The sequence below is a fragment of the Thermococcus celer Vu 13 = JCM 8558 genome (genome assembly GCF_002214365.1).
Taxonomy (GTDB): domain Archaea; phylum Methanobacteriota_B; class Thermococci; order Thermococcales; family Thermococcaceae; genus Thermococcus; species Thermococcus celer.
In genome coordinates, this window is the sequence record NZ_CP014854.1 from 905,457 (window position 1) to 930,175 (window position 24,719).

Annotated in this window: 29 protein-coding genes; 11 read left to right on the forward strand and 18 right to left on the reverse strand. The window is 57.7% G+C overall.

Annotation, left to right across the window (positions count from 1 at the left end; all coding sequences use genetic code 11):
- Positions 1-22: 22 nt before the first annotated feature.
- Entirely contained in the window at positions 23-790 is a 768-nt protein-coding gene (locus A3L02_RS05040; protein ID WP_088862916.1) for a LamB/YcsF family protein, read from the reverse strand.
- 58 nt (positions 791-848) lie between these two features.
- On the opposite strand from A3L02_RS05040, the gene A3L02_RS05045 reads away from it, so the two are divergent.
- The gene (locus A3L02_RS05045; protein ID WP_088862917.1) at positions 849-1,349 is read left to right on the forward strand and encodes a type II toxin-antitoxin system VapC family toxin; all 501 of its coding nucleotides are present in this window, start codon (positions 849-851) and stop codon (positions 1,347-1,349) included.
- On the opposite strand, the gene A3L02_RS05050 is transcribed toward A3L02_RS05045, so the two are convergent.
- From A3L02_RS05050 to A3L02_RS05070, 5 genes are all read right to left on the reverse strand, one after another.
- Positions 1,346-2,200 (reverse strand): hypothetical protein, encoded by an 855-nt coding sequence (locus tag A3L02_RS05050; RefSeq protein WP_088862918.1) that lies wholly within the window; start codon positions 2,198-2,200, stop codon positions 1,346-1,348. The two genes, A3L02_RS05045 and A3L02_RS05050, sit on opposite strands and share 4 nt — an antisense overlap.
- Positions 2,201-2,432: 232 nt before the next feature.
- Positions 2,433-2,831: a hypothetical protein gene (locus A3L02_RS05055; protein WP_088862919.1), complete on the reverse strand. Its 399-nt coding sequence runs from the start codon at positions 2,829-2,831 to the stop codon at positions 2,433-2,435.
- A 4-nt stretch (positions 2,832-2,835) separates the two neighbouring features.
- Positions 2,836-3,171 carry a hypothetical protein gene (locus tag A3L02_RS05060; RefSeq protein WP_088862920.1) on the reverse strand — a complete coding sequence of 112 codons (336 nt, stop codon included), beginning with the start codon at positions 3,169-3,171 and terminating at the stop codon, positions 2,836-2,838.
- Positions 3,168-3,998, reverse strand: a complete 831-nt coding sequence (locus A3L02_RS05065) for a DNA-3-methyladenine glycosylase family protein (RefSeq protein ID WP_088862921.1) — start codon at positions 3,996-3,998, stop codon at positions 3,168-3,170. Before A3L02_RS05065 ends, A3L02_RS05060 begins: the two co-directional genes overlap by 4 nt.
- A complete protein-coding gene (locus tag A3L02_RS05070) occupies positions 3,980-4,279 on the reverse strand; it encodes a hypothetical protein (protein WP_088862922.1) in 300 nt (99 codons plus the stop codon). Before A3L02_RS05070 ends, A3L02_RS05065 begins: the two co-directional genes overlap by 19 nt.
- Before the next feature lie 124 nt (positions 4,280-4,403).
- On the opposite strand from A3L02_RS05070, the gene A3L02_RS05075 reads away from it, so the two are divergent.
- The 6 genes from A3L02_RS05075 to A3L02_RS05100 all read left to right on the forward strand — a co-directional run bounded on the left by A3L02_RS05075 (position 4,404) and on the right by A3L02_RS05100 (position 9,725).
- Positions 4,404-5,705 (forward strand): NfeD family protein, encoded by a 1,302-nt coding sequence (locus tag A3L02_RS05075; protein WP_394335152.1) that lies wholly within the window; start codon positions 4,404-4,406, stop codon positions 5,703-5,705.
- The gene (locus A3L02_RS05080; RefSeq protein WP_088862924.1) at positions 5,706-6,551 is read left to right on the forward strand and encodes a slipin family protein; all 846 of its coding nucleotides are present in this window, start codon (positions 5,706-5,708) and stop codon (positions 6,549-6,551) included.
- Positions 6,552-6,721: 170 nt separating this feature from the next.
- The gene (minD, locus tag A3L02_RS05085; protein ID WP_088862925.1) at positions 6,722-7,501 is read left to right on the forward strand and encodes a cell division ATPase MinD; all 780 of its coding nucleotides are present in this window, start codon (positions 6,722-6,724) and stop codon (positions 7,499-7,501) included.
- Positions 7,501-7,749 carry a hypothetical protein gene (locus A3L02_RS05090; RefSeq protein ID WP_054834404.1) on the forward strand — a complete coding sequence of 83 codons (249 nt, stop codon included), beginning with the start codon at positions 7,501-7,503 and terminating at the stop codon, positions 7,747-7,749. Before minD ends, A3L02_RS05090 begins: the two co-directional genes overlap by 1 nt.
- Positions 7,750-7,838: 89 nt before the next feature.
- Positions 7,839-8,090, forward strand: coding sequence for a hypothetical protein (locus A3L02_RS05095; RefSeq protein WP_088862926.1), 252 nt, complete (start codon positions 7,839-7,841; stop codon positions 8,088-8,090).
- Between the two features lie 123 nt (positions 8,091-8,213).
- Positions 8,214-9,725, forward strand: a complete 1,512-nt coding sequence (locus tag A3L02_RS05100) for an AMP phosphorylase (protein WP_088862927.1) — start codon at positions 8,214-8,216, stop codon at positions 9,723-9,725.
- Here the strand turns inward: A3L02_RS05100 and A3L02_RS05105 are convergent, their stop codons facing one another.
- Positions 9,726-10,109 (reverse strand): DUF2095 family protein, encoded by a 384-nt coding sequence (locus tag A3L02_RS05105; RefSeq protein WP_088862928.1) that lies wholly within the window; start codon positions 10,107-10,109, stop codon positions 9,726-9,728.
- A gap of 60 nt (positions 10,110-10,169) precedes the next feature.
- Between A3L02_RS05105 and A3L02_RS05110 the strand changes: the two genes are divergently transcribed.
- Positions 10,170-10,634, forward strand: coding sequence for a GIY-YIG nuclease family protein (locus A3L02_RS05110; RefSeq protein WP_088862929.1), 465 nt, complete (start codon positions 10,170-10,172; stop codon positions 10,632-10,634).
- Positions 10,609-11,370, forward strand: coding sequence for a geranylgeranylglyceryl/heptaprenylglyceryl phosphate synthase (locus A3L02_RS05115; protein WP_088862930.1), 762 nt, complete (start codon positions 10,609-10,611; stop codon positions 11,368-11,370). Before A3L02_RS05110 ends, A3L02_RS05115 begins: the two co-directional genes overlap by 26 nt.
- A 4-nt stretch (positions 11,371-11,374) precedes the next feature.
- On the opposite strand, the gene A3L02_RS05120 is transcribed toward A3L02_RS05115, so the two are convergent.
- Together A3L02_RS05120 and A3L02_RS05125 are read right to left on the reverse strand one after the other, a co-directional pair.
- On the reverse strand, positions 11,375-11,614 hold the full coding sequence (locus tag A3L02_RS05120) for a hypothetical protein (protein WP_088862931.1): 240 nt from the start codon (positions 11,612-11,614) through the stop codon (positions 11,375-11,377).
- A 211-nt stretch (positions 11,615-11,825) separates the two neighbouring features.
- Positions 11,826-14,222, reverse strand: coding sequence for a DEAD/DEAH box helicase (locus A3L02_RS05125; protein ID WP_088862932.1), 2,397 nt, complete (start codon positions 14,220-14,222; stop codon positions 11,826-11,828).
- 49 nt (positions 14,223-14,271) lie between these two features.
- Here A3L02_RS05125 and A3L02_RS05130 point away from each other — a divergent pair, with 49 nt between their 5' ends.
- Positions 14,272-14,739, forward strand: a complete 468-nt coding sequence (locus tag A3L02_RS05130; RefSeq protein WP_088862933.1) for a hypothetical protein — start codon at positions 14,272-14,274, stop codon at positions 14,737-14,739.
- On the opposite strand, the gene A3L02_RS05135 is transcribed toward A3L02_RS05130, so the two are convergent.
- From A3L02_RS05135 to A3L02_RS05165, 8 genes are all read right to left on the reverse strand, one after another.
- The gene (locus A3L02_RS05135; RefSeq protein WP_088862934.1) at positions 14,691-15,347 is read right to left on the reverse strand and encodes a segregation and condensation protein A; all 657 of its coding nucleotides are present in this window, start codon (positions 15,345-15,347) and stop codon (positions 14,691-14,693) included. The two genes, A3L02_RS05130 and A3L02_RS05135, sit on opposite strands and share 49 nt — an antisense overlap.
- 5 nt (positions 15,348-15,352) lie before the next feature.
- Positions 15,353-15,511 (reverse strand): hypothetical protein, encoded by a 159-nt coding sequence (locus A3L02_RS10415; protein WP_237268649.1) that lies wholly within the window; start codon positions 15,509-15,511, stop codon positions 15,353-15,355.
- Positions 15,508-15,711 carry a nucleotidyltransferase family protein gene (locus A3L02_RS10420; RefSeq protein WP_237268650.1) on the reverse strand — a complete coding sequence of 68 codons (204 nt, stop codon included), beginning with the start codon at positions 15,709-15,711 and terminating at the stop codon, positions 15,508-15,510. The genes A3L02_RS10415 and A3L02_RS10420 overlap by 4 nt, the downstream gene beginning before the upstream one ends.
- A 6-nt stretch (positions 15,712-15,717) precedes the next feature.
- Positions 15,718-19,281, reverse strand: a complete 3,564-nt coding sequence (smc, locus tag A3L02_RS05145) for a chromosome segregation protein SMC (protein ID WP_088862935.1) — start codon at positions 19,279-19,281, stop codon at positions 15,718-15,720.
- 55 nt (positions 19,282-19,336) lie between these two features.
- On the reverse strand, positions 19,337-19,759 hold the full coding sequence (locus tag A3L02_RS05150) for a DUF835 domain-containing protein (protein WP_237268651.1): 423 nt from the start codon (positions 19,757-19,759) through the stop codon (positions 19,337-19,339).
- Between the two features lie 183 nt (positions 19,760-19,942).
- Complete coding sequence (mce, locus tag A3L02_RS05155; RefSeq protein WP_088862937.1) at positions 19,943-20,344, reverse strand: methylmalonyl-CoA epimerase; 402 nt, start codon at positions 20,342-20,344, stop codon at positions 19,943-19,945.
- Entirely contained in the window at positions 20,341-21,300 is a 960-nt protein-coding gene (gene meaB, locus A3L02_RS05160) for a methylmalonyl Co-A mutase-associated GTPase MeaB (RefSeq protein WP_088862938.1), read from the reverse strand. The genes mce and meaB overlap by 4 nt, the downstream gene beginning before the upstream one ends.
- Positions 21,301-21,344: 44 nt before the next feature.
- Positions 21,345-21,776: a cobalamin B12-binding domain-containing protein gene (locus A3L02_RS05165; protein ID WP_088862939.1), complete on the reverse strand. Its 432-nt coding sequence runs from the start codon at positions 21,774-21,776 to the stop codon at positions 21,345-21,347.
- 121 nt (positions 21,777-21,897) lie between these two features.
- Between A3L02_RS05165 and A3L02_RS05170 the strand changes: the two genes are divergently transcribed.
- Positions 21,898-22,554: a PHP domain-containing protein gene (locus A3L02_RS05170; RefSeq protein WP_088863835.1), complete on the forward strand. Its 657-nt coding sequence runs from the start codon at positions 21,898-21,900 to the stop codon at positions 22,552-22,554.
- A gap of 684 nt (positions 22,555-23,238) precedes the next feature.
- Here A3L02_RS05170 and pyk read toward each other — a convergent pair.
- Positions 23,239-24,675, reverse strand: a complete 1,437-nt coding sequence (pyk, locus tag A3L02_RS05175; RefSeq protein ID WP_088862940.1) for a pyruvate kinase — start codon at positions 24,673-24,675, stop codon at positions 23,239-23,241.
- Positions 24,676-24,719 lie beyond the last annotated feature (44 nt).

Consider the following 24,719-nt stretch of genomic DNA (forward strand, 5'->3'; position numbering starts at 1 on the left):
AGTCAGTCCACTTGATGAACCCTCACCCTATGAACCCGCCCATCGCCACGACCTTAACGCCCTCCTCCTCGAGGGCTTTCCTCACGCGGGCCGCTATCTCGACCGCCCTGGGGTTGTCGCCGTGGACGCAGATCGTGTCCACTTTCAGATCGATCCACTCGCCGTTTATCGCCTTAACCCCGCCGTCCTTGACCATCGAGACGACGCGCTCCGCTATCTCCTCCTTATCCTCGATCACCGCCCCGGGTTTTGAGCGGGAGACCAGCGTCCCGTCCGGGTTGTAAGCCCTGTCCGCGAAGACCTCGTGGGCGACCCTAACCCCCATCTCCCCGGCTATTTCGACCGCTTTTGAGCCCGAGAGGGTGACGAAGATGAGGTTTCTGTCGAAGTCGGTTATCCCCTCTATAACCGCCCTCGCGAGCTCCTCCCCCCTCACAAGGGCGTTGTAGAGGGCACCGTGTGGCTTGACGTGCTGGAGCTTGATGCCCTCCGCTTTCGTGAAGGCGTAAAGGGCACCTATCTGGTAGAGGACGTAGTTCCTTGCTTCCTCTGGGGTTAGCTTCATGTACCTCCTCCCGAAGCCGAGAAGGTCGGGATAGCCCGGGTGGGCGCCGACCGCCACCCCCCTCTCCTTCGCGAGCCTCACGGTTTTTCGCATAACCAGGGGGTCGCCGGCGTGCCAGCCCGTGGCGACGTTGGCGCTCGTGATGTACTCCATAACCCTCTCGTCGAGGCCGAGCCTGTACCTCCCGAAGCTCTCCCCGAGGTCCGAGTTCAGGTCAACCCTCATGCTCTCACCGGTTTCATTTCGACGGAAATCTAAAAAAGGGTTTCTCCAAGTTTGGGCCATGAAGGTTCAGGTCATCGACGCGGCGATATTCATCCAGGGCATGGACGTGGAGGGCGTAACCACACCAAAGGTCATCGACGAGGTTAAAGACCCCGAATCGAGGCTCTTCCTCGAGGGTTTGATCAGCGCGGGCAAGGTTAAGGTTCTCCAACCCTCGGAGGAAAGCATCCGGGCGGTGAGGGAGGCCGCGAGGAGAACCGGCGAGCTGAACGAGCTCAGCGAGGCCGACCTCGAGGTTCTGGCCTTAGCCTACGAGGTTGGAGGGGTACTCCTCACCGACGACTACAACCTGCAGAACATAGCCAGAACCCTCGGGATGGAGTTCAAAACCCTGAAACGCGGGATAAAGCGGGTGATACGGTGGAACTACGTTTGCGTTGGCTGTGGAAATAGATTCTCCGAGATGCCACCGGGCGGGGTCTGCCCCGACTGCGGCAGTCCCGTGAGGCTGATACCGAGAAGGAGGAAGAAAAAGCGGAGGGGAAAGGGAAAGGGCTAATCCTTCGGGGTTTCCTCATCTTCCGGACAGATCCCGGTGCGTGGATTGCATCCTGGCCCGGATAAGGGAGGTACCCAAACATCCCTCAGGCTCCTTGAAGATCTGAACTGTTCCCGTAGGTACACATCCTGGATCTCACTCACATCCCCGTGTAAGAAGGCGGCGGCTAATGGTATCACAGTGTTGTCTTCAGTGTCGTAAACCTTCTCGAGCACCCAGTCAACGCACTCCGAAGTGCCGTAAGGGCCAGGGTAGCATTCTCCCGGAAAGTAATCCGGTGGAAAGGAGCCAACTTCCACCTTTCCTTTATCGATTGCACTCGATTCAACGGAGCTCAACCGCTCAACTTCCCCGGAAGACAGAAGGGGGCGAAAGGCATCGGCGTTGGTTATAGAAACCCGCAAACTCCTCCCCTTTAGAACATCATCGGAGTTCAACGGCACGCCTTCGGTGAAATAGCTGACTCCATCCTTTTCCATGCTTGTACCGAGGAGAACCACCCCCGGGTTCACGAGTGAAGGATCCGTTCCGGTGTTCCTGAGATGTTCCGCCCATGTTAGGATGTACCGTTCAATCCGTTTGTAGTCCAGCTTGATCGAATCCCTGCCTATGTAAGTGCCGAGGTCAACTGGCGTACCGTTGGGAAGCATTCCAAGTATGGTGACGGTGTTCACGGCCCTGCGGGGAAGGAGGATCATTATCTCGGGCTTCTTGAACGGGGGGGTTCTATAGTAAGAGATCCTGACGGTCTTATAGTCGCTGGCCCCAACGGGCGTGATGAAGACGCTCCAAAAAATGGACAGTATTATAAAAATGACGAGGACTAACGCCGCAATTCTCTTAAGTCTCATTTACACCACCAATAAAAGTTAAAAATCGAAACATATAAAAAGTTTTCTGAGATTAATCGCCTAAAAGAAATCAGGAATTCTCACGTATTAACGCCCCGGACGGGCTCGGCGCTCATAGGGTACGTCATCGCGTCGCTCGGCCCGTCTTGGAATCGTCACCGCCCGCCCGGAACGGCGTCAGGATAGCTTCTCGTCATCTCGGTCGGTGCAATTCGCTATCATCATCCGCGGTTCAACCTTGGAGGTAGTAGGATATAAGCTTTCTCAGCCCGGCGTTGCGCTCGGGCTTCAGTCCCAGGAACCTCCTCAGCTGGCTGTTCTCGGCGAGCAAACCTGAGAGCTCGATCGCCAGGACCTTGTTGTCCTCGCTAAGACCGTAGGCCCTGAAGCGGAGCGGGGCGTATTCCCTTTCGAGTTCCCAGGTTTTCTTCTCGAGTTCCCCGGCCTTCCCCTCGAGCTCCTCGAGGTCTCCCCCCGGCTTTTTAAACTCCCCTACCAGCGCTATCTCGATGATCCTCTCAGGAGGAACCCCGTAGCGCTCGCTGAGGCGTTCCACCTCGGCCCACGTTTCCCCGCTTAGCTCGACCTCGATCTTCCCTAAGCCCTTGTTAGGCTTGATGACGAGTCTCATTTATTCACGCCCCGCTGAGCTTCCTCTCGAGTTCTCTCTTTCTCTCCTCCACCTTTTTCCTCAGCTCCTCGTTCTCCTCCCTCAACCTCTCGCGCTCTCCCCTCATGAGCTCCCTGTCCTTCAGGGCCTTCTCGTAGAACTCCCGCAGTTCCTCGAGTTCGCTCTCCATCTTTTCAAGTTTCTCCTCGAGTTTTCCCACCCTCTCGAGCAGGAACTCCTCGCGCTCCGCCCTCAGGGTCTCCTCGACCAGCGGAAGGTTCTCGCGGATGACCGCCTCAACGTCCCGCCCCCTGAGGGCTCTGAACCTTCCCCTCTCTATGACGACCTCGAGCTTTTTCATCCCTTCCTCCTCTCCAGCTCCGTCTTCCTGTCGTAGCAGAGGACGTAGAAGGCCAAGAGCCCCTTCCACTTCCCGTAGGGCTCGATGACCTCGCGGACGTCCCTCTCCTTAACCTCCTTAAGCCTCCTCCCCAGGATCTTCGCTATCCCCCTCCTCAGGCCGAGGTCTCCGGCGGGGTAAACGTTCTTCCTCAGGCCGTAAGCTAAGAAGAGCTCTGCGCTCCACCTCCCTATCCCGCGGAACTTCGTGAGGTATTTGATGGCCTCCTCAGCCTCCAGGTCCCGGAGCTCGAGGTTGAGCTTTTTGCTTAAATAGAGCTCCGTGAGGGACTTTATGTAACCCGCCCGGTAGCCGAGCTTGGTCTTTTTCAGCTCCTCCCCATCCAGAGAGGCTATCCTTTCCGGCGAGGGGAACGCGTGCAGATCCCCCACGGGCTTCCCGGCGAGCCGGACGAGGTTCGCTATCGTCCTCTGGGCGAAGTCGAAGTTCACCTGCTGCTGGGCTATCGTCTCCACCAGCGCCTGATAGGGGGTCGGGGAAGCTGGAGGGGTGAGGCCGCGGAACTCGTCCGCGAGGAAGGCGAAGGGGGAGTCGCTTATCTCGGCGTAGAAGGAATCCAAGTCGGTGTCCAGGCCGAGGACGAACCTCAACTTTTCCTCGGCCCCCTTGCGTTCCGCCCCCGACCACGAATGGGGGAAGAGGAAGCCCTCCCCGTCGTAGCCGGCGATACCACCCTCGAAGGCCTGGTAGAAGGTACCGTTCTCGAACTTCCACGTCCCGTTGCGTACCATCTCGCCCGCGATCTTCCTCAGGTCAACCCCAGCCATCGGTCGAGCCTAACGGGATTCCTCCTTATATCCTTTAGGGTCGAGACGTAGAGCCTCCTTCCGTCGGCGGAGCGCTTGATCTCGACCTCTCCCCGCCCCTCCAAGAAAAGGAGGGCGTCCTTTATCTCCTTCGCGCGGACGTCGAAGCTCTCCCTGAGGTAGTCCCAGTAGGGCTCGTGGGTGGAGTACCTCGCCGCCTCCCTCACGAGCCCCCAAGCCAGCCCGACCTTCTCGTCTCCCCGGGCAACCCGGTAGAGCCTGGCGAGGGTCTTCAGTTTCATGTCCGAGAATCGGTGCTGGAACTATAAATCACTTTTGGAGAAGAGGCAAAGGATTTAAACCATTAAGTGGTACTATTATTGGGCGGTGCCGGTGAGGGTGAGGATTCTCTTGATTGCGCTGTTGATGTTTGCCCTGCTACTTCCGAACGTCCATGCCCGGAGTAACGTGGTCTACGTTGCCAGAGTTGACGGCATGATAACGGGTTACACCGTCGACCAGTTCGACAGGTACATCGGCGAGGCCGAGCGAAACAATGCCGAGGCGATAATAATCGAGCTCAACACCCCCGGCGGCCGCGCCGATGCGATGCAGGCCATCGTCACGAGGATCCAGAACGCCAGGGTTCCGGTTATCATCTACGTCTATCCCTCCGGTGGAATGGCCGCCTCCGCCGGCACCTACATAGCCCTCGGCTCCCACCTGATAGCGATGAGCCCCGGCACCGTGATAGGGGCGTGCAGGCCGATACTCGGCTACGGGGGGAACGGGAGCATAGTGGAGGCGCCACCGAAGATAACCAACTTCTACACGACCTACATCCAGGAGCTGGCGAACATGAGCGGCAGGAACGCAACCCTTGCCGGGGAGTTCATAACCAAGGACAGGAGCGTAACCCCCGAAGAGGCCCTGAAGTACGGCGTTATCGAGGTCATCGCTTCCAACGTTGACGAGCTCCTACAGAAGGCGGACGGGATGCAGACCAGGATCCCCGTAAAAGGGAGGGGGAAGGTGACCCTGCACCTCAAGGACGCGAGGGTAGTCTACATAGAACCCTCATTCAGGGACAGCGTCGTCAAGTACATAACCGATCCCACGATAGCTTACCTCCTCCTCAACATCGGCCTACTCGGCCTCGTACTCGGTTTCCTGACCCCCGGATGGCACGTTCCGGAGACGGTGGGGGCGATACTGCTCGTCCTCGGCCTCATCGGGCTGGGTTACTTCGGTTACAGCAGTGCGGCCCTGATCCTCATCGTGCTGGCGATGATATTCTTCGTGGCCGAGGCGCTGACGCCGACCTTCGGCCTCTTCACGGTTGCAGGAGTCGTGACGTTCATCCTCGGTGGGATAATGCTCTTCAGCGGGGGAGGTGAGTACCTGGTGAGCGGTGAAACGTACTCCGTGCTGAGGGTGGCCATCATAGCCATGGCGGTGCTCCTCGGGCTGTTCTTCCTCTTCGGCATGGCGGCCGTCGTGAGGGCCCGCAGGAGGAAGCCGGAGGCGGGGCGGGAGGAACTCGTGGGGGCCGTTGGAAAGGTAGTTGAGGAGCTCGACCCGGAGGGAGTCATAAAAGTGCGCGGGGAGCTTTGGAAGGCCGTGAGCAGGGACGGGGGCAGGATACCCGTCGGGGAGAGGGTGAAGGTCGTTGAAGTCAGGGGGCTCACCCTCATTGTGGAAAAAACTGAAGAAAGGAGGGATGACTGAATGGCCCTTATGACGGCCACGAACGTTGTGCTGGGCATAGTTTTGTTGTTTGTTTTGATGGTACTGGCCTCGGCCATAAAGATAGTCAAGGAGTACGAGAGGGCGGTGATATTCCGCCTCGGAAGGGTAGTCGGTGCCAGGGGACCCGGGCTGTTCTTCATAATCCCCATATTCGAGAAGGCGGTGATAGTCGACCTCCGTACGAGGGTGCTCGACGTCCCGGTTCAGGAGACGATAACCAAGGACAACGTCCCGGTCAAGGTCAACGCGGTGGTTTACTTCAGGGTGATAGACCCCGTGAAGGCGGTGACGCAGGTTGCCAACTACATCATGGCCACCAGCCAGATAGCGCAGACGACCCTCAGGAGCGTCATCGGTCAGGCCCACCTTGACGAGCTCCTCAGCGAGCGCGAAAAGCTCAACCTCCAGCTCCAGAAGATCATAGACGAGGCCACCGACCCGTGGGGCATAAAGGTCTCGACCGTTGAGATAAAGGACGTTGAGCTCCCGGCCGGGATGCAGAGGGCCATGGCAAGGCAGGCAGAGGCCGAACGTGAGAGGCGTGCCAGGATAACCCTCGCCGAGGCGGAAAGGCAGGCCGCCGAGAAGCTCCGCGATGCGGCTGAGATAGTCTCCCAGCACCCGATGGCGCTCCAGCTCAGGACGCTCCAGACGATAAGCGACGTGGCGAGCGACAAGAGCAACGTCATAGTCCTGACGCTACCGATGGAGATGCTGAAGCTCTTCAGGAGCTTCGCCGACACCGCAGAGGTTGCCAGGATAAAGCTCGAGAAAGAGATAAAACTCGAGAAAGGGAAGGCCGAGGGGGAAGCTACGGAAGAATGAACCGATGCCAGCCTTCCACACCCTTTCTTTTCTTTCCAGTTAAAAACCGCAAAGAATAAAAGTATCGCTCACGTATCCCATGTACGCAAAGGTAGTTCCCTGCATAAAATCTGGAGGCCATGAATGTTTTAGAGGAAAGGGCGTCAACGCTCATACCGGGGGTGTTAGCTTTGGAAGGTCGTTCGATTGTCTTTGCATCGGGAAAGGGTGGAACGGGTAAAACGACGACCGTTGCCAATCTGGGTGTTGCCTTGGCCCAGTTTGGGAAGGAGGTCATCCTTCTGGACGCCGACATAACCATGGCGAACCTCAGCCTCGTTCTCGGCATGGAGGACATACCGATAACGCTTCACGACGTCCTGGCTGGAGAAGCCGAGCTCAAGGATGCCATCTACGAGGGTCCAGCGGGGGTCAAGGTGATCCCGGGTGGGCTGAGCCTCGAGAAAATAAAGAAGGCAAAGCCGGAGAGACTCAGGCAGCTGATAAGGGAGATCGGTCAGATGGCCGACTTCGTTCTTATCGACGCCCCAGCTGGTCTTGAGATGACGTCCGTTACGGCTCTCCTCATCGGCAAGGAGCTCATAATCGTTACCAACCCGGAGATCTCCGCCATCACGGACTCCCTCAAGACCAAACTGATAGCCGAGAAGCTCGGAACGCTCCCGCTCGGGGCCATACTCAACAGGGTAACCAACGAGAAGACCGAGTTGACCCAGGAGGAGATAGAGGCCATCCTCGAGGTGCCGGTTCTCACGATGATACCGGAGGATCCAGAGGTCAAGCGCGCGAGCGCCTACGGTGTACCGCTCGTCATCAAGAACCCAACGAGTCCAGCCGCAATAGCCATCAAGCAGCTCGCGGCCAAGCTCGCGGGAATCAAGTGGGAAGCCCCAGAACCCGAGAGCCCGATAAAGAGGGTGTTCAAAGCGCTGTTCGGAGGGAAGAGGTAATGGCCGCCGCATTGCTCTACGGAATAGTGATCATCCTGCTCGTGCTCAATATCGCCCTCCTGATGCTCTACTATTCAGCCAGGAGCAACCCCTACTACGTCGTTTACGATGAGGAGACAAAGAGCGCCCTCAAGAGACGTGTCACAAACCTCAAGGAAGACCTTGAGAGCGAGCTCGTCGACTTCGACGTCGAGGAGTGGGAGAAGACCCTCGAGGAGTCCATAGAGGAGGAAGTTAAAAACCTCTGAGCTTTTTTGTTCTTTTGTTATTAAACACTTTTGTGGCGTTAAATTTTAAAATACTTCTCGCATTAACCCTATTCTGGGGGTGGGGCGCTATGAAGTTGAGACTCGGCTATCCCGATAGGATAGTCGAGGTTGACGGTGAAACCGTCCGTGTTTTTAAGGGCAGACTCGTAAGCGCCCCTCTCGATGAGGTCGTGAAGTACTACCTCAGTGGGAACGGACTGATTCCTCCCGCTGTGAGGGAGGTAGTCTCCGACGTGATCAGGGCCCTTCTGAGTGCGGGAGAGTTTCATGAGGACACCCTGACTACGGTAGAATACGAACACAGTATCAGCGGCTCATGATTTTACATTTTTCTGCCAAGCCAGGTGGGGGCCTTCTCCGGCTTTAAGGTTAACCCGTCGAAAAATTTTAAGTACTATTCTGTTCAATAATATAAACTCGTGTGTAAAAAGGGAGGGATCGCCATGAAGGCCAGGGTTAGGATACTCGACGTGTACAGCGGGAGGTATACGGTTTTCATAAACGAAAACGACGCAAAGAACGCCAAGCTACACCCCGACGACCTCGTCAGGATAGAGGCCGGGAAAAAGACGGTCTACGGCAGCGTGGCCATCAGCGGGGTTGTTGGTGAGGGGGAGATAGGCGTAAGCAGGGACGTACTCGGGCTCCACAACTTCTCCGAGGGAGAGATAGTTAACGTGATGCCCAGCGGCATTCCAGAGAGCGTCAGGTACATCAAGAAGAAGATGCACGGCGAGAAGCTCAGGAAGGTCGAGATAGAGGCCATAGTTAAGGACATAGTCGACAGGAAACTCAGGGACATAGAGATAAGCTCATTCGTCACCTCGCTCGAGATAAACGGCCTCGACATGGACGAGATAGCCGCCTTAACGGTCGCCATGGCAGAGACCGGCGACATGCTCGACATCGACAGGAAGCCGATAATGGACGTCCACAGCATCGGCGGCGTTCCGGGGAACAAGACCAATATCCTCGTCGTCCCGATAGTGGCGGCCGCTGGATTAACCATACCCAAGACCAGCTCGAGGGCCATAACAAGCGCCGCGGGAACCGCCGACGTGGTTGAGGTCTTCGCGGACGTGAGCTTCTCCCTCGACGAGATAAAGCGCATAGTGGAGAAGATAGGCGCCTGTCTCGTCTGGGGTGGTGCCCTGAACCTCGCTCCGGCCGACGACATAACCATCAAGTCCGAGCGCGCCCTCAGCATCGACCCAACCGGGCTGATGCTCGCCAGCATAATGTCCAAGAAGTACGCCATGGGGAGCCAGTACGTGCTCATCGACATCCCGACGGGTAAGGGAGTCAAGGTCGAGACCGTTGACCAGGCCAGAGCCCTCGCAAGGGACTTCATAGAGCTCGGAAAGAGACTCGGTCAGTACGTCGAGGTGGCGGTGACCTACGGCGGCCAGCCCATAGGCCACACCGTCGGTCCAGCTTTAGAAGCCAGAGAAGCCCTTTCAACCCTGATGACGGGCAAAGGGCCCGGGAGTTTGATAGAGAAGGCCACGGGACTCGCGGGGATCCTCCTCGAGATGGGGGGAGCCGCACCATCGGGAATGGGCAAGAAGATGGCCAGGGAGATCCTCGAAAGTGGAAAGGCCTGGGAGAAGATGAGGGAGATAATAGAGGAGCAGGGAGGAAACCCGGACATAAAACCGGAGGAGATACCCATTGGGGACAAGACGTACACCTTCACGGCATCCACAAGCGGCTACGTGACGGCTATAGACAACAGGGCGGTAACGGGGATAGCGAAGGCCGCGGGTGCTCCTGAGGACAAGGGGGCCGGAATAGAGCTCCACGTCAAGGTCGGAGAGAAGGTCAAGGAGGGCGATCCCCTCTTTACTGTGCACGCCGAGAGCGAGGCGAGGCTCGACCAGGCCATAGTCCTCGCCAGGAGAACAGAACCTATAAGGATCGAGGGGATGGTCCTTCAACGGATAGGGAACATCTGATCACCCCCTTTTCCTATGCCTATCGTACCATCCCCACTCCTTTTTTGAGCCGAAGGCCCTTACTCCCCTCTTGACGAGGGTTATGCGGAGGTCTTTGGCCATCTCCGGGGTTATCTCGCCCTTCGCCTCCATCCAGTTGATTATCTCGAGCGCCTCGTCGTCCGTCTCGCACCTCCTCAGGAAGTCTATGACAGTTGGGTTGTAGCCCGAGAAGTCCATCAACTCGTCCTCGACGTCCCTCTCCTCGCCCGTTCTGTAGGAGTCTATCGGAACGCCCTCTTCCTCAAGCTCCTTCGCCAGGGCAGGAAAATTCTCCCTGAACTCATCCCTATCGTACTCCTGCCAGGCGAAATCATCCACAACCTTCTTTTTCTTCTTGTCCATGCGGCACACCGGGGAGGAGTCAGGTCGAGGGTTTATAAACCCTGAGGGGAACCGGTATTCATGAAGGGATCCTACTTCCTGGTCATCCACTTACCGACCGGGAAGGAGATAGCCACGAAGGGCCGCAGGTTCGCCCTGAAGGAGGGTTACTACGTCTACGTCGGCTCGGCCATGAACTCCCTCGAGAAGAGGGTCGCACGGCACTTCAGGGAAAACAAGAAGCTCCACTGGCACATCGACTTTCTCCTGGAGGAGGCGAGACTTCTCAGGGCCTACATGATCCCGAGCGGGGTCAGGCTCGAGGAAACCCTCTCCATTGAGGTGTCGAAGTTCGGCGAGCCGGTGGAGGGCTTCGGCGCGGGCGACGTCAGGGTGAGCACCAACCTCTACAGATTTGAGAGAGAGCCGGATGCGCTTTTGAGGGTGATACTAAAACGACTGGGCCTCGAATGGAAAAGGGTTAAAAGCGAGGGGGAAGCTATGGAATTCGGTGGGAAAAATGAAGCTCGAACTGGGAAAGGTTGAGTCATACATCCACGAGAAGCTCGAGAGGGAGAAGCTTCACTTCGTTCTCATCGATCCCGACGACGTTACGCCGGAGGTTGCCGGAGAGATGGCGAGGATGAGCGAGGAGGTTGGGGTGGACGCGATAATGATAGGTGGCTCCACCGGGGCCGAGGGGGAGGTTCTTGACGGCGTCGTGAAGGCCATAAAGGAGTCCTCCAGCCTGCCGACGATACTCTTCCCGGGCTCCCACGGCGGGATAAGCAAGTACGCCGATGCGATATTCTTCATGAGCCTGCTCAACTCGAGGAACCCCTTCTTCATAACCGGCTCCCAGGCCCTGGGGGCTTTCACCGTCAAGCGCTACGGAATAGAGCCCATCCCTATGGCCTACCTTGTCGTCGAACCCGGAGAGACCGTGGGCTGGGTGGGCGACGCCAAACCAATTCCGAGGCACAAGCCGAAGATAGCCGCCGCTTACGCCTTAGCGGGACAGTACCTCGGGATGCGCCTCGTCTACCTCGAGGCTGGGAGCGGGGCGAGGGAGCCGGTTCCCCCGGAGATGATATCCCTCGTCAGGAGGGTCATAGACGTCCCCCTCATCGTCGGAGGGGGGATACGAACGGGTGAAGAAGCGAGGAGGGCGGTTGAGGCCGGGGCCGACATAGTCGTTACGGGGACCGCGATAGAGAAAGCGGGTTCGCTCGAGAAGGCCGGAGAAAAGCTGAGAGAACTCAAGAGGGGGATAAAGGGGTAGGGCTTCAGGCTTCCGACAGAACCCTGAAGCTTACCTTTCCGTTCTTGATTATCTTTTTGAGCTCGGATAGGAGTTTGGGGGCGTCTTCCTCGACTATCTCCATCCTTACCTCGCTTATGCCCTCGGGAGTTGGCGGGGAGAAGTGCACGTCCCTGATCCTGCCCCTAACCTTTTCATAAAGACGACTCAGAATCTTTCCCCTACCCTCGTAGGGCAGTTTAAGGTTGAGTTCAACGATTTGCATACTCATCACCGTTCTATTCTATGAAAGAAGGTCTATATAACCTTTTTTATGAGCGAGAATTATCGAATTCCGCCCCTTATATTCCCAGTGGTTATAAAAAGGTTGCTGGGAACTTGGATGTGCCCCCGGGGAGCGAAGGGGAATCACCGCTCGCCGAGGCGCTCATCCCCCGCGGTTTCCCGGGGGCGGTTCAGTATCCTTGAACCGGGCCTTAAAGTTTATCCTCTTCTTCCACGTAGGGTGCGGTGATGACCCTCCTAATCTCCCTCGCCTTCTTCGGACCGATACCCTCGACCTCCTGGAGCTCCTCTTCCGTGGCGGTAAAGACCCTCTCCACGTTTCCGAAGTGCCCCAGCAGTCTCTTCGCGAGCGTGGCGGAGACGTTCGGAAGTCCCTCGACTATCAAACGCTGTCTCTCGGCGAGGGTCAGGGCCTTCTTCTCGCTCCTCAGGCGAACCTCCTTTTTCCTCTCCTCCTGCTCGCGCTTTGCCATGAGGTAGATGAACTGGGCGGTCTCCTCAGTTCCCGACGAGAAGAGTACCGGAACCCCCCAGTCGAGGGTTACCGCCGTTAAGGCACCCCTTATGGCGTTCGGGTGAACGTTCCTTATGCCGTAGAGCTCGCCCTCCACGATTATCACGGGCTTCTCGTAGGCCCTCTTGAGCCGTTCGACCTGGTCGAAGAGCCTGCCGTCTATTATCGACTGGATGAAGTCGTTGGCGCTCTTCCTCTCTATCCCGACGTCCTCGCTCACCACGTAGTCGGCGACGTCGAGCGTTTTAACCTCCACCTCCGCCCCGAGCTCCTTCAGGTGCTTCGGAACGCCGCTCCTCAGCTCGCGGTTGTCAACGTAAACGACTATCCCCTTCGGTTTCCTCACGAAGACGGGTTTTATGGGGAGCTTCTCGTAAACCCCTTCCTCCGAGGTTTCGGCTTTTTCGGGCCTTTCGGCTTCCCTTCCGGTTTTCTCCGCCTTTTCCCTGTCCTCCAACTTCCTCGACTTCGGCCTGAGGAACTCATCGAGCGGGGTTATCTTTCCCCTCGGGGGCATCTCAACACGCTCCACGACGCTTTTATCTATTTCATCCTTCTCCGAGCGGGCCTTCTCGAGTTCCCTCGCGAGTTTCCTAATCGTCTCGAACATGCGCCTTTCCTTTCTCCGGGAACTCCAGTAGTAGGCCTCGTCCCGCGTCCCCTTGGCCATCAGTATGACCACCCTTCCCGGCCTGTGCCTCCCAGTCCTCCCGCGCCGCTGAATGCTTCTTATGGCCGAGGGCACGGGCTCGTAGAAGACGACGAGGTCAACCTCCGGAACGTCGAGGCCCTCCTCCCCGACGCTTGTGGCAACCAAAACGTTGAACTCCCCGCGGGAGAAGCGTTTCAGCGTCTCCTTCTGCTCCCTCTGGCTCATCCCTTTGTCCTTGCCCCTGCTCGCCTGTCCGATGAATCGCTCGGCGCTTATTCCCCTCTCCCGAAGGACCTCAACTATCTTCCTTCCGGTGTCGCGGTAGTTGGTGAAGACGATTATCTTCGAGTTCGGCTTTTTTCTCAGCTTTTCCTCGATCAGCCCCATCAACTTCCCCATCTTCGGGTGGTCGAGGCCGAGCTCCTTCGCCTGAACGAGGAGATAAACGACCTTCCTCATGCGCGGGTCTTCCATGAGCTCCCTGCTCGACTTCGTTCTCCTATCCTCCCGGAGCTTCTTGAGGTAGCCCCTCAGGGCCGTCAGCCCCTGCGTCTCGAGGAGCTCTATCGCGTGCTGGAGCTTAACCGCTTTGGCCTGGTGCATCCTCAGCCTTCCCATCTCGTAGTTGCCCCTCGCGACCTCCTGATTTATCTTTGAACCGGCCTGAAGAACCTCCCTTTTAGAAATGTCGGGCGAATAGGTTGATACAAGCCTGAACTGGGCGAGGGGTTTGAGGCTCTCCTTCAACATCTCCCTCAAAAGGGAGCGGACTTCCTTATAGATGCCGGGCAGCTCGACCTTCACCCACTCGAAGGCGATCCTCTGGACGTAGGGTTTGACGTCCGGCGAGCTCTCCGTCCTTATCTCGATGTGCTCTATCCCGAGGTTGTGGATTATCTCCCGTATCCTATCCTCGTCGCTCCCGGGCGATGCGGTGAGGCCAAGAACGAGCGGATGTCTCGCGGTTTTGAGGTATTCTCTGGCTATGAAGACGTAGGAGTAGTTCCCAACTGCCCTGTGGGCCTCGTCGAAGACGAGCAGTACAACGTCCTCGAGGGATATCTTCCCTGTGATGATGTCGTTCTCGACGGTCTGTGGGGTTGCGGTCACGATAACGCTCTCCCTCCAGAGTTCTGTCCGTTTCTCGGGCGGAAGCTCGCCCGTGAGGACGTTGATCCTCTCCGGCGGAAGGTCGAAGAGTTTTCTAAAGCTCTCCGCGTGCTGCAGGGCGAGGGGCTTCGTGGGGGCAAGCATGAGGACCTTCCCGCCGTACTTGGAAAGCCGATAATCGGCTATGAGCATGGCTACGAGCGTCTTTCCCAGCCCCGTCGGAAGGACGACGAGGCAGTTCCTCTCCTTGCATTTCGCGTAGATGACCTCCTGGTAAACGCGGGGCTCGATCAGGTCGCGGCGAAGGTGCATGTGAGTACCTCGCCGGCGGGATTTATAAACTCTCGGACGGAGTTGCTGTATGCTCCTAACGAGACACGCCCGTGAGAGGGTCGTCAAGCGGCTCGCCAGAAAGCGAAAGCTCGAGCGGATCTACTCGGTTCTGTGGGACTTCATCGACCGCTCCCAAAGAATTGAGGTGAACGATGGGGTGGTGATCCTCACCAATGGGGAGAAGAGCCTCGTCTGTGCAAGACTCGAATGCGAGAGGCTTTCCCTTGAGGAAATCCAGGAGAGGGTTTCCGGGATCTCGAGGACCTACGACTGCGTCTTCCTCGATGGGAGAAGGGCCAGGAGCACCGTTCCGCGGAAGTTCGTCGAGGGCATTCCTGAGGGGGAGTACTGCTTCTACCTCAACCGTGAAAAGAGGAGCCTCTACGTGGGGAGCGAGGAGCCCCTGCTGGTTATAACGATGAGGCCCGCGAAGGAAAGGGAGAGAGTTTACGCTTCGAGGGGCACCACGAGTATCTCCCCGAAGGGCTCCTCCTGAATCAGGTCGACCTTGCCCATGTTGGAGAGGAACAGGAGGTAGAGGAAGGTCCTCGCGATTATCTTCGGCGTCGGGTCGAAGATGAGGTCCCGGAACCTTATGGGCCCGCCGCTCTCGCGGTACATCTCCTTCACCAGCTCGTGGAGCCGGTAGACGTGTTTCTCGATGTCGACGCGGAAGTCGTCGACGACGAAAACCTGCTCCTCTATCTCGACCTTTTTCTTCTTCCTCGGTTTCCTCCTCTCGGCTTCCTCGAGGGCGTCCATGAGGGCGTCGAGCAGGTCGTCGAAGGTGTAGTAACGCTCCACCCTCCTGAGAGGAGGGGTTAGAGGTTCCACATCGACCCTTAGGTGCTCCTCGCCCCGCTCCTCCTCTTCCTCGCCGTCGGCGTTGAGCAAAGCCTCGCTCTTCATCCTGACGAGTATCGAGGCGGCCAGGATGGCCCTCGCGGAAACGCGGAGGTCGAGCTCCCTCATCTCCCTCAGCCGCTCGATGTACTTTTCGGTTAGGTCAACGATGTCTATGTTCCAGGGGTCAACCTTTCCCATCGTGACGAGCTGGAGGAGGATGTCGACGGGCGTTACCTCCTCCTCGCGGCGCGATTCCATGGGTTTCACCTCTCAATTCTAATCCATCCCCTCTCAAAGCGGCGGAACCTCCCCTTGGCGGCGTTAAACATCCTCATTATTTCGTGAAGGTAATCGCCGTGGGCGTAGAGAACCAGCCCATCTGCCAGGGCGTCCATTGTGAGGGGGTGTCCCTTGTTGATCATCCTCTTGACCTCCCGGGGGTGTAAGCTTTTGCATCGATGGGGGCGTGCGACCTGTCGAGGCCATCAACGTCACTTCCCAGCCCGAAGGTTCCCCCTGCCACGGAGCCGTGGAGCAGTATCAACTCTGGATGGAGGGTTCTTTTGAGTGTCCCCACGTATTGCAGGACGTCTTCCCTGTAAGGAACGTCACTGGACTTCATCACACCTCACCCGCTCAGGTGGCCGAACATCTCCTCGTGCTCGGCCTCGCTCCTCTTCCGGGCCTCCTCGAGGATCTTCATGGCCTTCTCGAGGCTGAGGGCGACGACCTTGGACACGCCGTTCCTCATGCTGACGCCGATTATCTTGTCAGCGTTGGCCATCATGACGTCCCTCAGGGTTATCACGATGAACTGGCTGTTCTCCGAGGCCTCCTTGATGAGGTCCGCGACGCGCTTGACGTTGGCGTCGTCGAGGTGGGCGTCGATCTCGTCGAAGAGGTAGAACGGGGCCGGTTTGTAGCGCTGAATGGCGAAGACGAAGGCGAGGGCGGTTAAGGCCTTCTCGCCGCCGCTCATGGCCTCTATCCTCTTGACGTCCTTCCCGGCCGGCTTGGCCTCTATCTCGAGGCCTCCGGCGAATGGATCGTCGGGATTCTCGAGGATGAGCCTGGCGCTTCCTCCCGGGGAGAGCTTGGCGAACAGCTCCGAGAAGTTCTTCGCTATCTGGTTGAGGGTCTCCATGAAGACGTTCCTCTTCTGACCCTCTATCTCCTCTATGAACTCCTCTATGCTCTCCTTCTCGGCGACAACCTGCTCGCGCTTGCTGCTCAGCTCGAGGTACCTCCTCTCGACGACCTCGAAGTCCTCTATGGCCTTCATGTTGACGGGCTCGAGGGAGCGTATCTCCTCCTCCATCTCCTCTATTTCCTTCCTCAGGGCCTCGAGCTCGAGCGGGATCTCCTTGATGCCCTTCACGATCTTGGCGTCGTGGTGTTTTAGCTCCTCCCGTTTCTCCTTCAGCGTCGCCTCGTACTGGGCGAGCTTTATCTTCAGCGTGTTGGCCTCGATGCGGAGCTCCTGGAGCTTTGAACTCAGCTCCTCCTTCTCGGAGCGGAGCTCTGCTATCTCCTTCCTCAGGCTCTCGCGCCTCTCGCGGAGCTCCTTGAGCTCTTCCTTAACGCCCTCCTCGGCTTTCCTGAGTTCCTCAAGCTCTCCCTCGAATTCCCCTATGGCCCTCTCGTTCTCGGCGATGTTGGCCTTTAGCGCGTTTATCCTGTTCACAAGCCCCTCAATCTCCTCCTCCAGATCGGCTTTCCTTGGAAGGAGCTCCTCGTTTATCCTCGCCTCGAGGCCTTCGAGCCTGCTCTCGACCTTGCCGAGCTCTTCTCTGAGTTTGCTTATCTCGTGCTCCGCCTCCCTGATCCTCTGGTTGAGCTCCCTCGCCTCCGGGTTCTCCAGCGCTTTCTTGAGTTTATCCCTCTTCCTCTCGAGCCTCTCTATCCTCCCGCGGAGCCTGGCCATCTCACCCTTTGCATCGTGGATCCTCTTCTCGAGGGCCTCGATCCCCCTCTCGCTCTCCTCGATCTCCTCCTTCAGGGCCTTATCCTCCGCCAAAAGGCGCTCCATCTCTTTCTGGATAACCTGAAGATCCTTGTTAAGCCCGCTCTTCTTCATGCGCAGCTCGAAGAGCCCGTCCTGGAGCCCCTTGATCTCCACCCTGAGGGCGTTAACGGCCGATTCAAGGGCCTCCCTCTCCCGCTCGAGTTTTTCGACCCTCTTCCTTATCTCGTCGACGTTCACGCCGAGCCTGCCCCTCGGCCTGTAGTGCCCCCCGGTTATGGCCCCGCTCCTCTCGAGGAGCTCACCGCCGAGGGTCACCATGCGAACCTTCCCGATCCCAACGGTTCTCGCCTCGTCCATGTCGTTGACGATGAGCGTGTCCCCGAGGGCGTAGGCGACGGCGTTCTTGAAGCGGGCATCGTAGCTGACGACGTCCATCGCCGGAACACCGAGCGGCGGCTTCCCGCGCATCGAGCGGGGCTTTATTTTGTTGAGTGGCAGAAAGGTCAGCCTTCCGAGTTTATTCTCCTTCAGGAGTTTTATCGCCTTCTCGGCGACTTTATCGTCCTCCACCACGACGTTGTCGTAGTTCCCGCCGAGGGCGACCTCGACGGCCAGGGCGTAGTCCTTCTCCGCCGTTATTAGCTCCCCGAGCGGACCGTAGAGGCCCGGTACCTTCTGCCGTTTCAGGAACTCCACGGCCCTGTTGCCCCTGATCTCGCGGTGGGCCTCGGCCTTGATGAGCTCTTCCTTAGCCTTGGAGAGCTCCCCCTCAACCTTTTTGAGGGACCTGCCCTTCTCCTCGAGCTCCTTCTCGGCCTTCCTGAGCCTCGCCTCGGCCCGGGATATCTTACCCTCCACCTCCCCGAGCTCGGAGCGCCTGGCCTCGAGGGCCCTTCTGGTTTCCTCTATCCTGGATTTGAGCGCTGTTCTCTTCGCGCTATCCTGGGCGATTTTAGTTTTGAGGCGCTCTATCTCCTCCTCGAACTTCTTGACGTCGCCCTCCTTCATGTAGAGCTCCTTCTTGCCCTCCTCGAGCTCGGCAACGACCTTATCGAACTCCTCCCTGGCCCTCGCGAAGTCCCTGTCGATCTCGCCGAGTTTGACCACCAGCTCGTTCTTGGCGACCTCCTTCTCCTTTATCTCCGCCTTGAGCTTCTCTCGCCTCTTACTCCAGCGCTGAATTGCGTTTCTGCTCTTTTCTATCTCCTCGGAGACCTTCTTCAGTTCCTCCTTCGTCTTGGCGAGCCTGCGCTGGCTTTCCTCTATCTCCTTCTCGGCCAGCTCGATGTTCCTCCGGGCCATCTCTATCTTCGACTGGACCTCGCTGATCTTCCTCGTGACCTCGAGGATGCCGTCCTCGCTCTTCTCCTCGAGTTCCCTCTCGACGTCACTCAGTTCCCTCTCTTTGGAGACTATCTCCCTGGCTATATCCTTGAGGCGCTCCTCTATGGCAGCCATCGCCGCCTCTATCTCCCGATCGCGGGCGTTGCTCTCCTCGATCAGGGACTCGAGTTTCCTTATCTCGCCGAGGAGGAGGGTAACCCGGGCCTTCTCGACGCGCTCCTTGAGATCGAGGTACCTCAGGGCGTCGTTGCGCTCCTTCTCGAGCTTGTCGAGCTGGGCCTTAACCTCCCTGATGAGCAGGTCAACGCGCGCCAGGTTCTCCTCGGCCTGTTTCAGCTCGCTGAGGGCCTTCTCCTTCTTCGCGTCGTACTCCGCTATCCCGGATATCTCGTCGATTATCATCCTCCTCTCGGTGGGGCTCATCTTGATGAACTTGGTGATGTCCCCCTGGAGGACGAGGTTGTAGCCCTCGGGCGATATCATGGCCGCGCTCAGGATATCGAGGATGTTGCTCCTGCTCGTTCTCTTGCCGTTTAGCCAGTAGTTGCTCCTGCCGTCGGGGTAGACGCGGCGCTTTATCACCACCTCGTCCTCATCGACCGGAAAGCCCCTGTCCTCGTTGTTGAAGTGCATGGCAACTTCCGCGTACTTCGCCGGTGCCTCCGTCTTGGTGCCCGCGAATATCAGGTCGCTTATCCTGGTCGCGCGCATGGCCTTGGCGGACAGCCCACCGAGTACGAAGAGAACCGCATCGCCGATGTTGCTCTTTCCAGAACCGTTGGCGCCCACTATCGCCGTGAAACCCTTAGAAAGTGGAACGACTACCTTCCGGTTACCGTAGGATTTGAAGCCCTTCATTTCAATCTTCTCGATGTACGGCATGCCTTACACCTAAACTGGAGAATAACAAGAAGGGTTATATAACTTTACCCGCGGCTCACTCGACTATCCTGCGGAGGATGTTGAGCACCCGCTCGTCCAGTCCGTTGCTCACTGTAACGTAGAATTCGGAGTCCCTCATCAGGGTCATGTCCCTCATCTTACCCACGAAGCGAAGGGTGGGTTCAACCCCGTTCTCTATCATCAGGTACTCGAAGGCGTCCAAAATCACGTCCGACGCGGTTTTATTGAGCTGGTTCCATATTATCTGCTCGATGACGTGAAGTTTGGTCGGGGGAACCGCCTCCGGATGCGGTACTTTGGTCACCCACACCTTACGGACGTTGGGGGCCTTGACCTCAAAGGGAGGCCTCCGGGTTATGAGGATCTTGCCGCGCCGCGGGTCTTTGGAGAGGACTTCGTTGAGATGGCGGTAATCAACGATCCGAGACTTACTCCTCTGGGGTCGCCCCCTGAACATCATAGGCCATCACTTCACACTATTTACTTAAAGCCATAACATTATGACCGTTATGACCATGGGAAATTCACCAATGTTCTTATAAACGTTACGGTATGCTATTAAAAATCCAGTTATGTGTATTACTCTATCAAAAAGAAAAGAATAAGAAACCAGATCAATTTAAGTTCGGGAAATTCATCTTCACTTTTCCCTCTCGCATAGTTCGAGAAGCACACCCGTTACCGACTTGGGGTGAACGAAGGCTATCTTCGCACCTCCCGCACCGATGCGCGGCCTCTCGTCGATGAGGCGGTAACCTTTATCCTTGAGCTTCTCGAGATGCTCCTCGATGTTATCGACGCCGAGGGCTATGTGGTGTATCCCCTCACCACGCTTGGCGATGAACTTCGCTATGGGCGAGTCCTCCGCCGTCGGCTCGAGGAGCTCTATCCGGCTCTCGCCGACGTGGATGATGGCGGTCCTAACCTTCTGGTCCGGCACCTCTTCGATCTCGTCCACCTTGAGGCCGAGACCCTCCCAGACCTTCACGGCCTCGTCGAGGTTCTTGACGGCTATACCGACGTGGTCTATCTTCTTCATCATACCTTCACCCCCAGGGCTTTTTCAAGGACAACGTCAGCGGCAGAGTACGGGTCAACCTCCCGCCTGACGATCCTGTCTATGAGCGACGCCACCTCCTCCTCGTCAAACCGCTCGCTTATCGCCCGGGCTATTCTGCCCGAGACTATCGTCTTGACCTCCTCCTGGGCGCGGAACCTCCTCTTCCGCTCCAGCTCGCCGCTCTCCTCGAGGAACTCGCGGTGCCTCTTTACCTCCCCCCAGAGCTCCCGGATTCCCCTCATCGTCGTCGCCACCGTCTCGACTATCGGCGGCCTCCAGCCACGCTTCTCCCAGCGCTCCTTCTCGAGGTCAAGCATCATGTTGAGCTCGAAGTAGGTTGCGTCGGCGCCCTCCTTGTCGGCCTTGTTGATGACGAAGAGGTCGGCTATCTCCATGAGCCCGGCCTTTATCGCCTGCACGTCGTCGCCCAGGCCCGGAACGGTGACCATAACCACGGTGTCGGCCGTCTTGACGATGTCAACCTCTATCTGGCCGACGCCGACCGTCTCGACGAAGATGACGTCGCAGCCGTAGGCGTCGAGAACCTTTATCGCATCGCTCGTGGCCTTGGCGAGCCCGCCGAGGGAGCCGCGCGTCGCCATGCTCCTGATGAAGACCCCCGGATCCGTCGAGTGCCTCTGCATCCTTATCCTGTCCCCGAGGAGCGCGCCGCCCGTGAAGGGCGAGGTGGGGTCTATGGCTATAACCCCGACGATTTTACCCTCCTCCCTGGCGACCCGGATGAGCTTGTCGAGAAGGGTCGATTTTCCCGCCCCGGGCGGTCCGGTTACGCCGACGATGTAGGCGTTTCCGGTGAGGGGGTATATCTTCCGCACGATCTCCCTCGCCTTCTCCTCGTCGTTCTCCACGAGGGTTATCAACCGCGCGGTGGCGCGTCTGTCCCCCTTCAGCATGCGCTCTATAAGGTCGTCTATCATGGCCATCACTTGGAGTAATTATCCAAAAGGATATAAAGGTTGGGTCACTCCGACCTGAACTTCTTGAGCTTCGGAACGTTCTCGTCGATGAACTTGATGGTGTCGCCTATCGGGCTCCCGGGGCCGAAGACCTCCGCAACGCCCATCTTCTTGAGCTCCTCGGCGTCGTCGGGCGGGATTATGCCCCCCGCTACCACGAGTACGTCCTCGTTGGGCTTTATGCCGCGCTCCTCGAGGAGCTTCAGTATCTTGGGAATCAGAACCATGTGCGCCCCCGAGAGGATGCTTATCCCGAGGACGTCGACGTCCTCCTGGATGACGCTCTCCACTATCTGCTCTGGAGTCTGCCTTATGCCCGTGTAGATGACCTCGAAACCGGCATCGCGGAGGGCCCTCGCAACGACCTTGGCCCCCCTGTCGTGACCGTCAAGCCCCGGCTTTGCAACGAGAACCCTAACTTTTGAGCGCTCGACCATTCCCACCACCGGATAAGTTTTCTCCCTCGCCGTATTTAAATGTTGTCAAAGTTCAAGGGCCGGCTTTACGTTGGATATTTTGTCCAGAAGGCTTTTTAACTCCAGCGGGAAACCCCTAACCATGCTCGAGTTTCCCCACGACACGCACACCCACTCGGTTTACTCCGACGGCGTTGGCGGGATAATGGAGAACGTCGCCGCCGCGGAGCTCAGGGGCTTGAGCCTGGTCGGGATAAGTGACCACACTCACTACCTTGGCGGGAAACCCTTCAACCGCTACCTCAGGGAGATCCGTCGCTGGGGCGGGGAGAGCGATGTAACGGTTCTGGCCGGGATCGAGGCCAACGTAACATGGGAAGGCGTCGACGTACCTCCCGAAATCGCCGGAAAGCTCGACTACGTCATCGCCAGCGTTCACCTGTGGCTGGACGACCCCGGCGAGTACATCAAGCTGGCTGAACTCGCGCTCCTCGATGAGAACGTTGACGTTATCGGCCACTTTGGGGCGAGTTTTCCCTACATCGGTTATCCCGACGGGGAGGATCTCCTCGGCCTGATCGAACTCGCGGAGGAGAGGGGAAAGGCCTTCGAGATAAGCTCACGCTACCGCGTCCCCGACCTCGACTTCGTGAGGGAGTGCGTTAGGCGGGGTGTGAAGCTGACCTTTGCCAGCGACGCCCACAGGCCGGAGGACGTTGGGAACGTCTCGTGGAGCGAGAGGCTCTTCAGAAAGGCGGGTGGGACAAAGGAGGACCTGCTGTTCGGGGAGTTATTGTAACAGCCCTTTGCTCCGCAAAGCGCTGGCGGAAATAGGCGTGGCTCCTTTTAGGATGGTTTTGATGTGTTTGCATTGTAAAGAAGCTTTTGAGTTTGGAATTCGCCGTTAACGTGTTACTGGTGGCGGGTTTGCTTTTGGATGGCGCTCCTTCGGAGCGCGGGAGATTGAAAACCCCTTGAATTTGACCTTTTAATCCCGAATTCGAGTTTTAAACGCCTTTTAACAGCGCAAACACAACTAAACAGCCCCCTGAAGGAATCACAAGCTTTTCGCCAGCCTTTTCCCAAAAGGCTGATCACAACCCTTTTGAAAAGCGTTGACGGAAAACTGGCGTGCGGTTTTAAAGTTCGGTGTTTTAGCGTGGATTAACACTCAACTTGTCCATTTTGCAGGGTTTCCTGTCCACAAGGCGCCCTTCGGGCGCCAGAATAACCGTGAAACCTGCTTAATATCTTGTTTTAAGGTTAATCCACTATATTATCCCCAATTTTAAAGCGCACGCTTTCATCTCGGCCTCTTATGAGAAAGGGCTTTTTTCGCCAGCCTTTTACGAAAAGGCTGATCAATTCTCCTCGAGTCTTATTGCAACGAGCCATGACAATGGCGGAATCTCCAAAAGGGTATCAGAAAGCACGAAAAACCGAAAAATGGGAAAACACCGGCGTGATACAGGGCTGGAGGGTCTCAGACGGTGAATATCCTGATGGTGTTGGTTCCGACGGTCTTACCTATGGGTGTGCCCTTCGTCAGCAGGACGTTGTCGTTCTCCTTCACTATGCCGAGGCCCTTTATCAGGCCCAGTATCTCCCCCTCGCTGGCCTCCTCGACGACGAACGGGTAGACGCCGTAGGAGAACATGAGGTTCCTCGCGACCCGTTCCTCCGTTGCGAAGGCCAGGATCCACTGCTTGGGCTTGAAGCGGGAGATGAGCCTCGCCGTTTTTCCGGTTCTCGTCGGCGTCAGGATGTACCGGATATCCATGGAGTTGAGGGCCTCTATTATGCTCCTCGTTATCGTCTCCTTTATTGTCCCCGTCCTTGATCCTCTCTCGTTCCAGCGCGTCATCTTCCACTCGAGTATCCGGGTGGACCACTGGGAGTCCCTGTGGGCCTCGGTGGTCTTGGCTATCCTCGCCATCATCCTGACGGCATCGACGGGGTACTTTCCGACGGCCGTTTCCTCCGAGAGCATAACCGCGTCGGTTCCGTCCAGAATAGCATTGGCAACGTCCGTGACCTCTGCCCTCGTCGGGAGCTTCTCCTCCGTCATGCTCTCGAGCATCTGGGTGGCGGTTATCACGGGCTTACCGGCAACGTTGGCCTTGAATATGAGCCTCTTCTGGAGGACTGGGAGCTTCTCGATGGGCATCTCGACGCCGAGGTCCCCCCTCGCCACCATTATCCCGTCGGCGGCGTTGAGGATATCGTCGAAGTTCTTCACGGCGTCGGGCCTCTCGATCTTGGCTATCAGGAAGAGGTTCCCGCCGTTCTCCTCCACGAACCTCCTCACCTTGAGGACGTCGTAGGCGGAGCCGACGAAGCTTATCCCGACCGCGTCGATACCCTGCTCTATGGCGAACCTGATCAGCTCGAGGTCCCTCTCGGTTACGGCGTCGATGACCATCCCGGCCTTCGGAACGTTGATGCCCTTGTTGGAGAACAGCGTCCCGCCAACGATGACCTTACAGATGACGTCCTGATCCTTAACCTCCTCCACGCGGAGCGCTATGAAACCGTCGCTGAGGTAGATGGTGTCCCCCTTGGACACTATCCTCGGAAAATCCTTGAACTGGACGGGTATCTCGGACTCGTTTCCGATCACGTCCCTCGTCGTCAGAACGACCGTCTGCCACCGCCTCAGCGTAACCGAACCGCCCGCTATCTCACCGACGCGTATCTTTACCCCCGGCAGGTCACCGAGGATGGCCACGGGTCGGTTCAGCCTCCTTGAGACGTCCCTTACGGTCTCGATGACCCTCGCGTGTTCCTCGAGATCCCCGTGGGCGAAGTTTATCCTCGCGACGCTCATGCCGGCCTTTACCATGGCCTCAAGGGTCTTGCGCTTCTTCGACGCCGGGCCTACGGTGGCGACTATCTTCGTCTTGTGCGGCGGTAGCCTCATGCCATCACCTTGAAGAATAATCTTGCTCAACCTAAATAACGTTA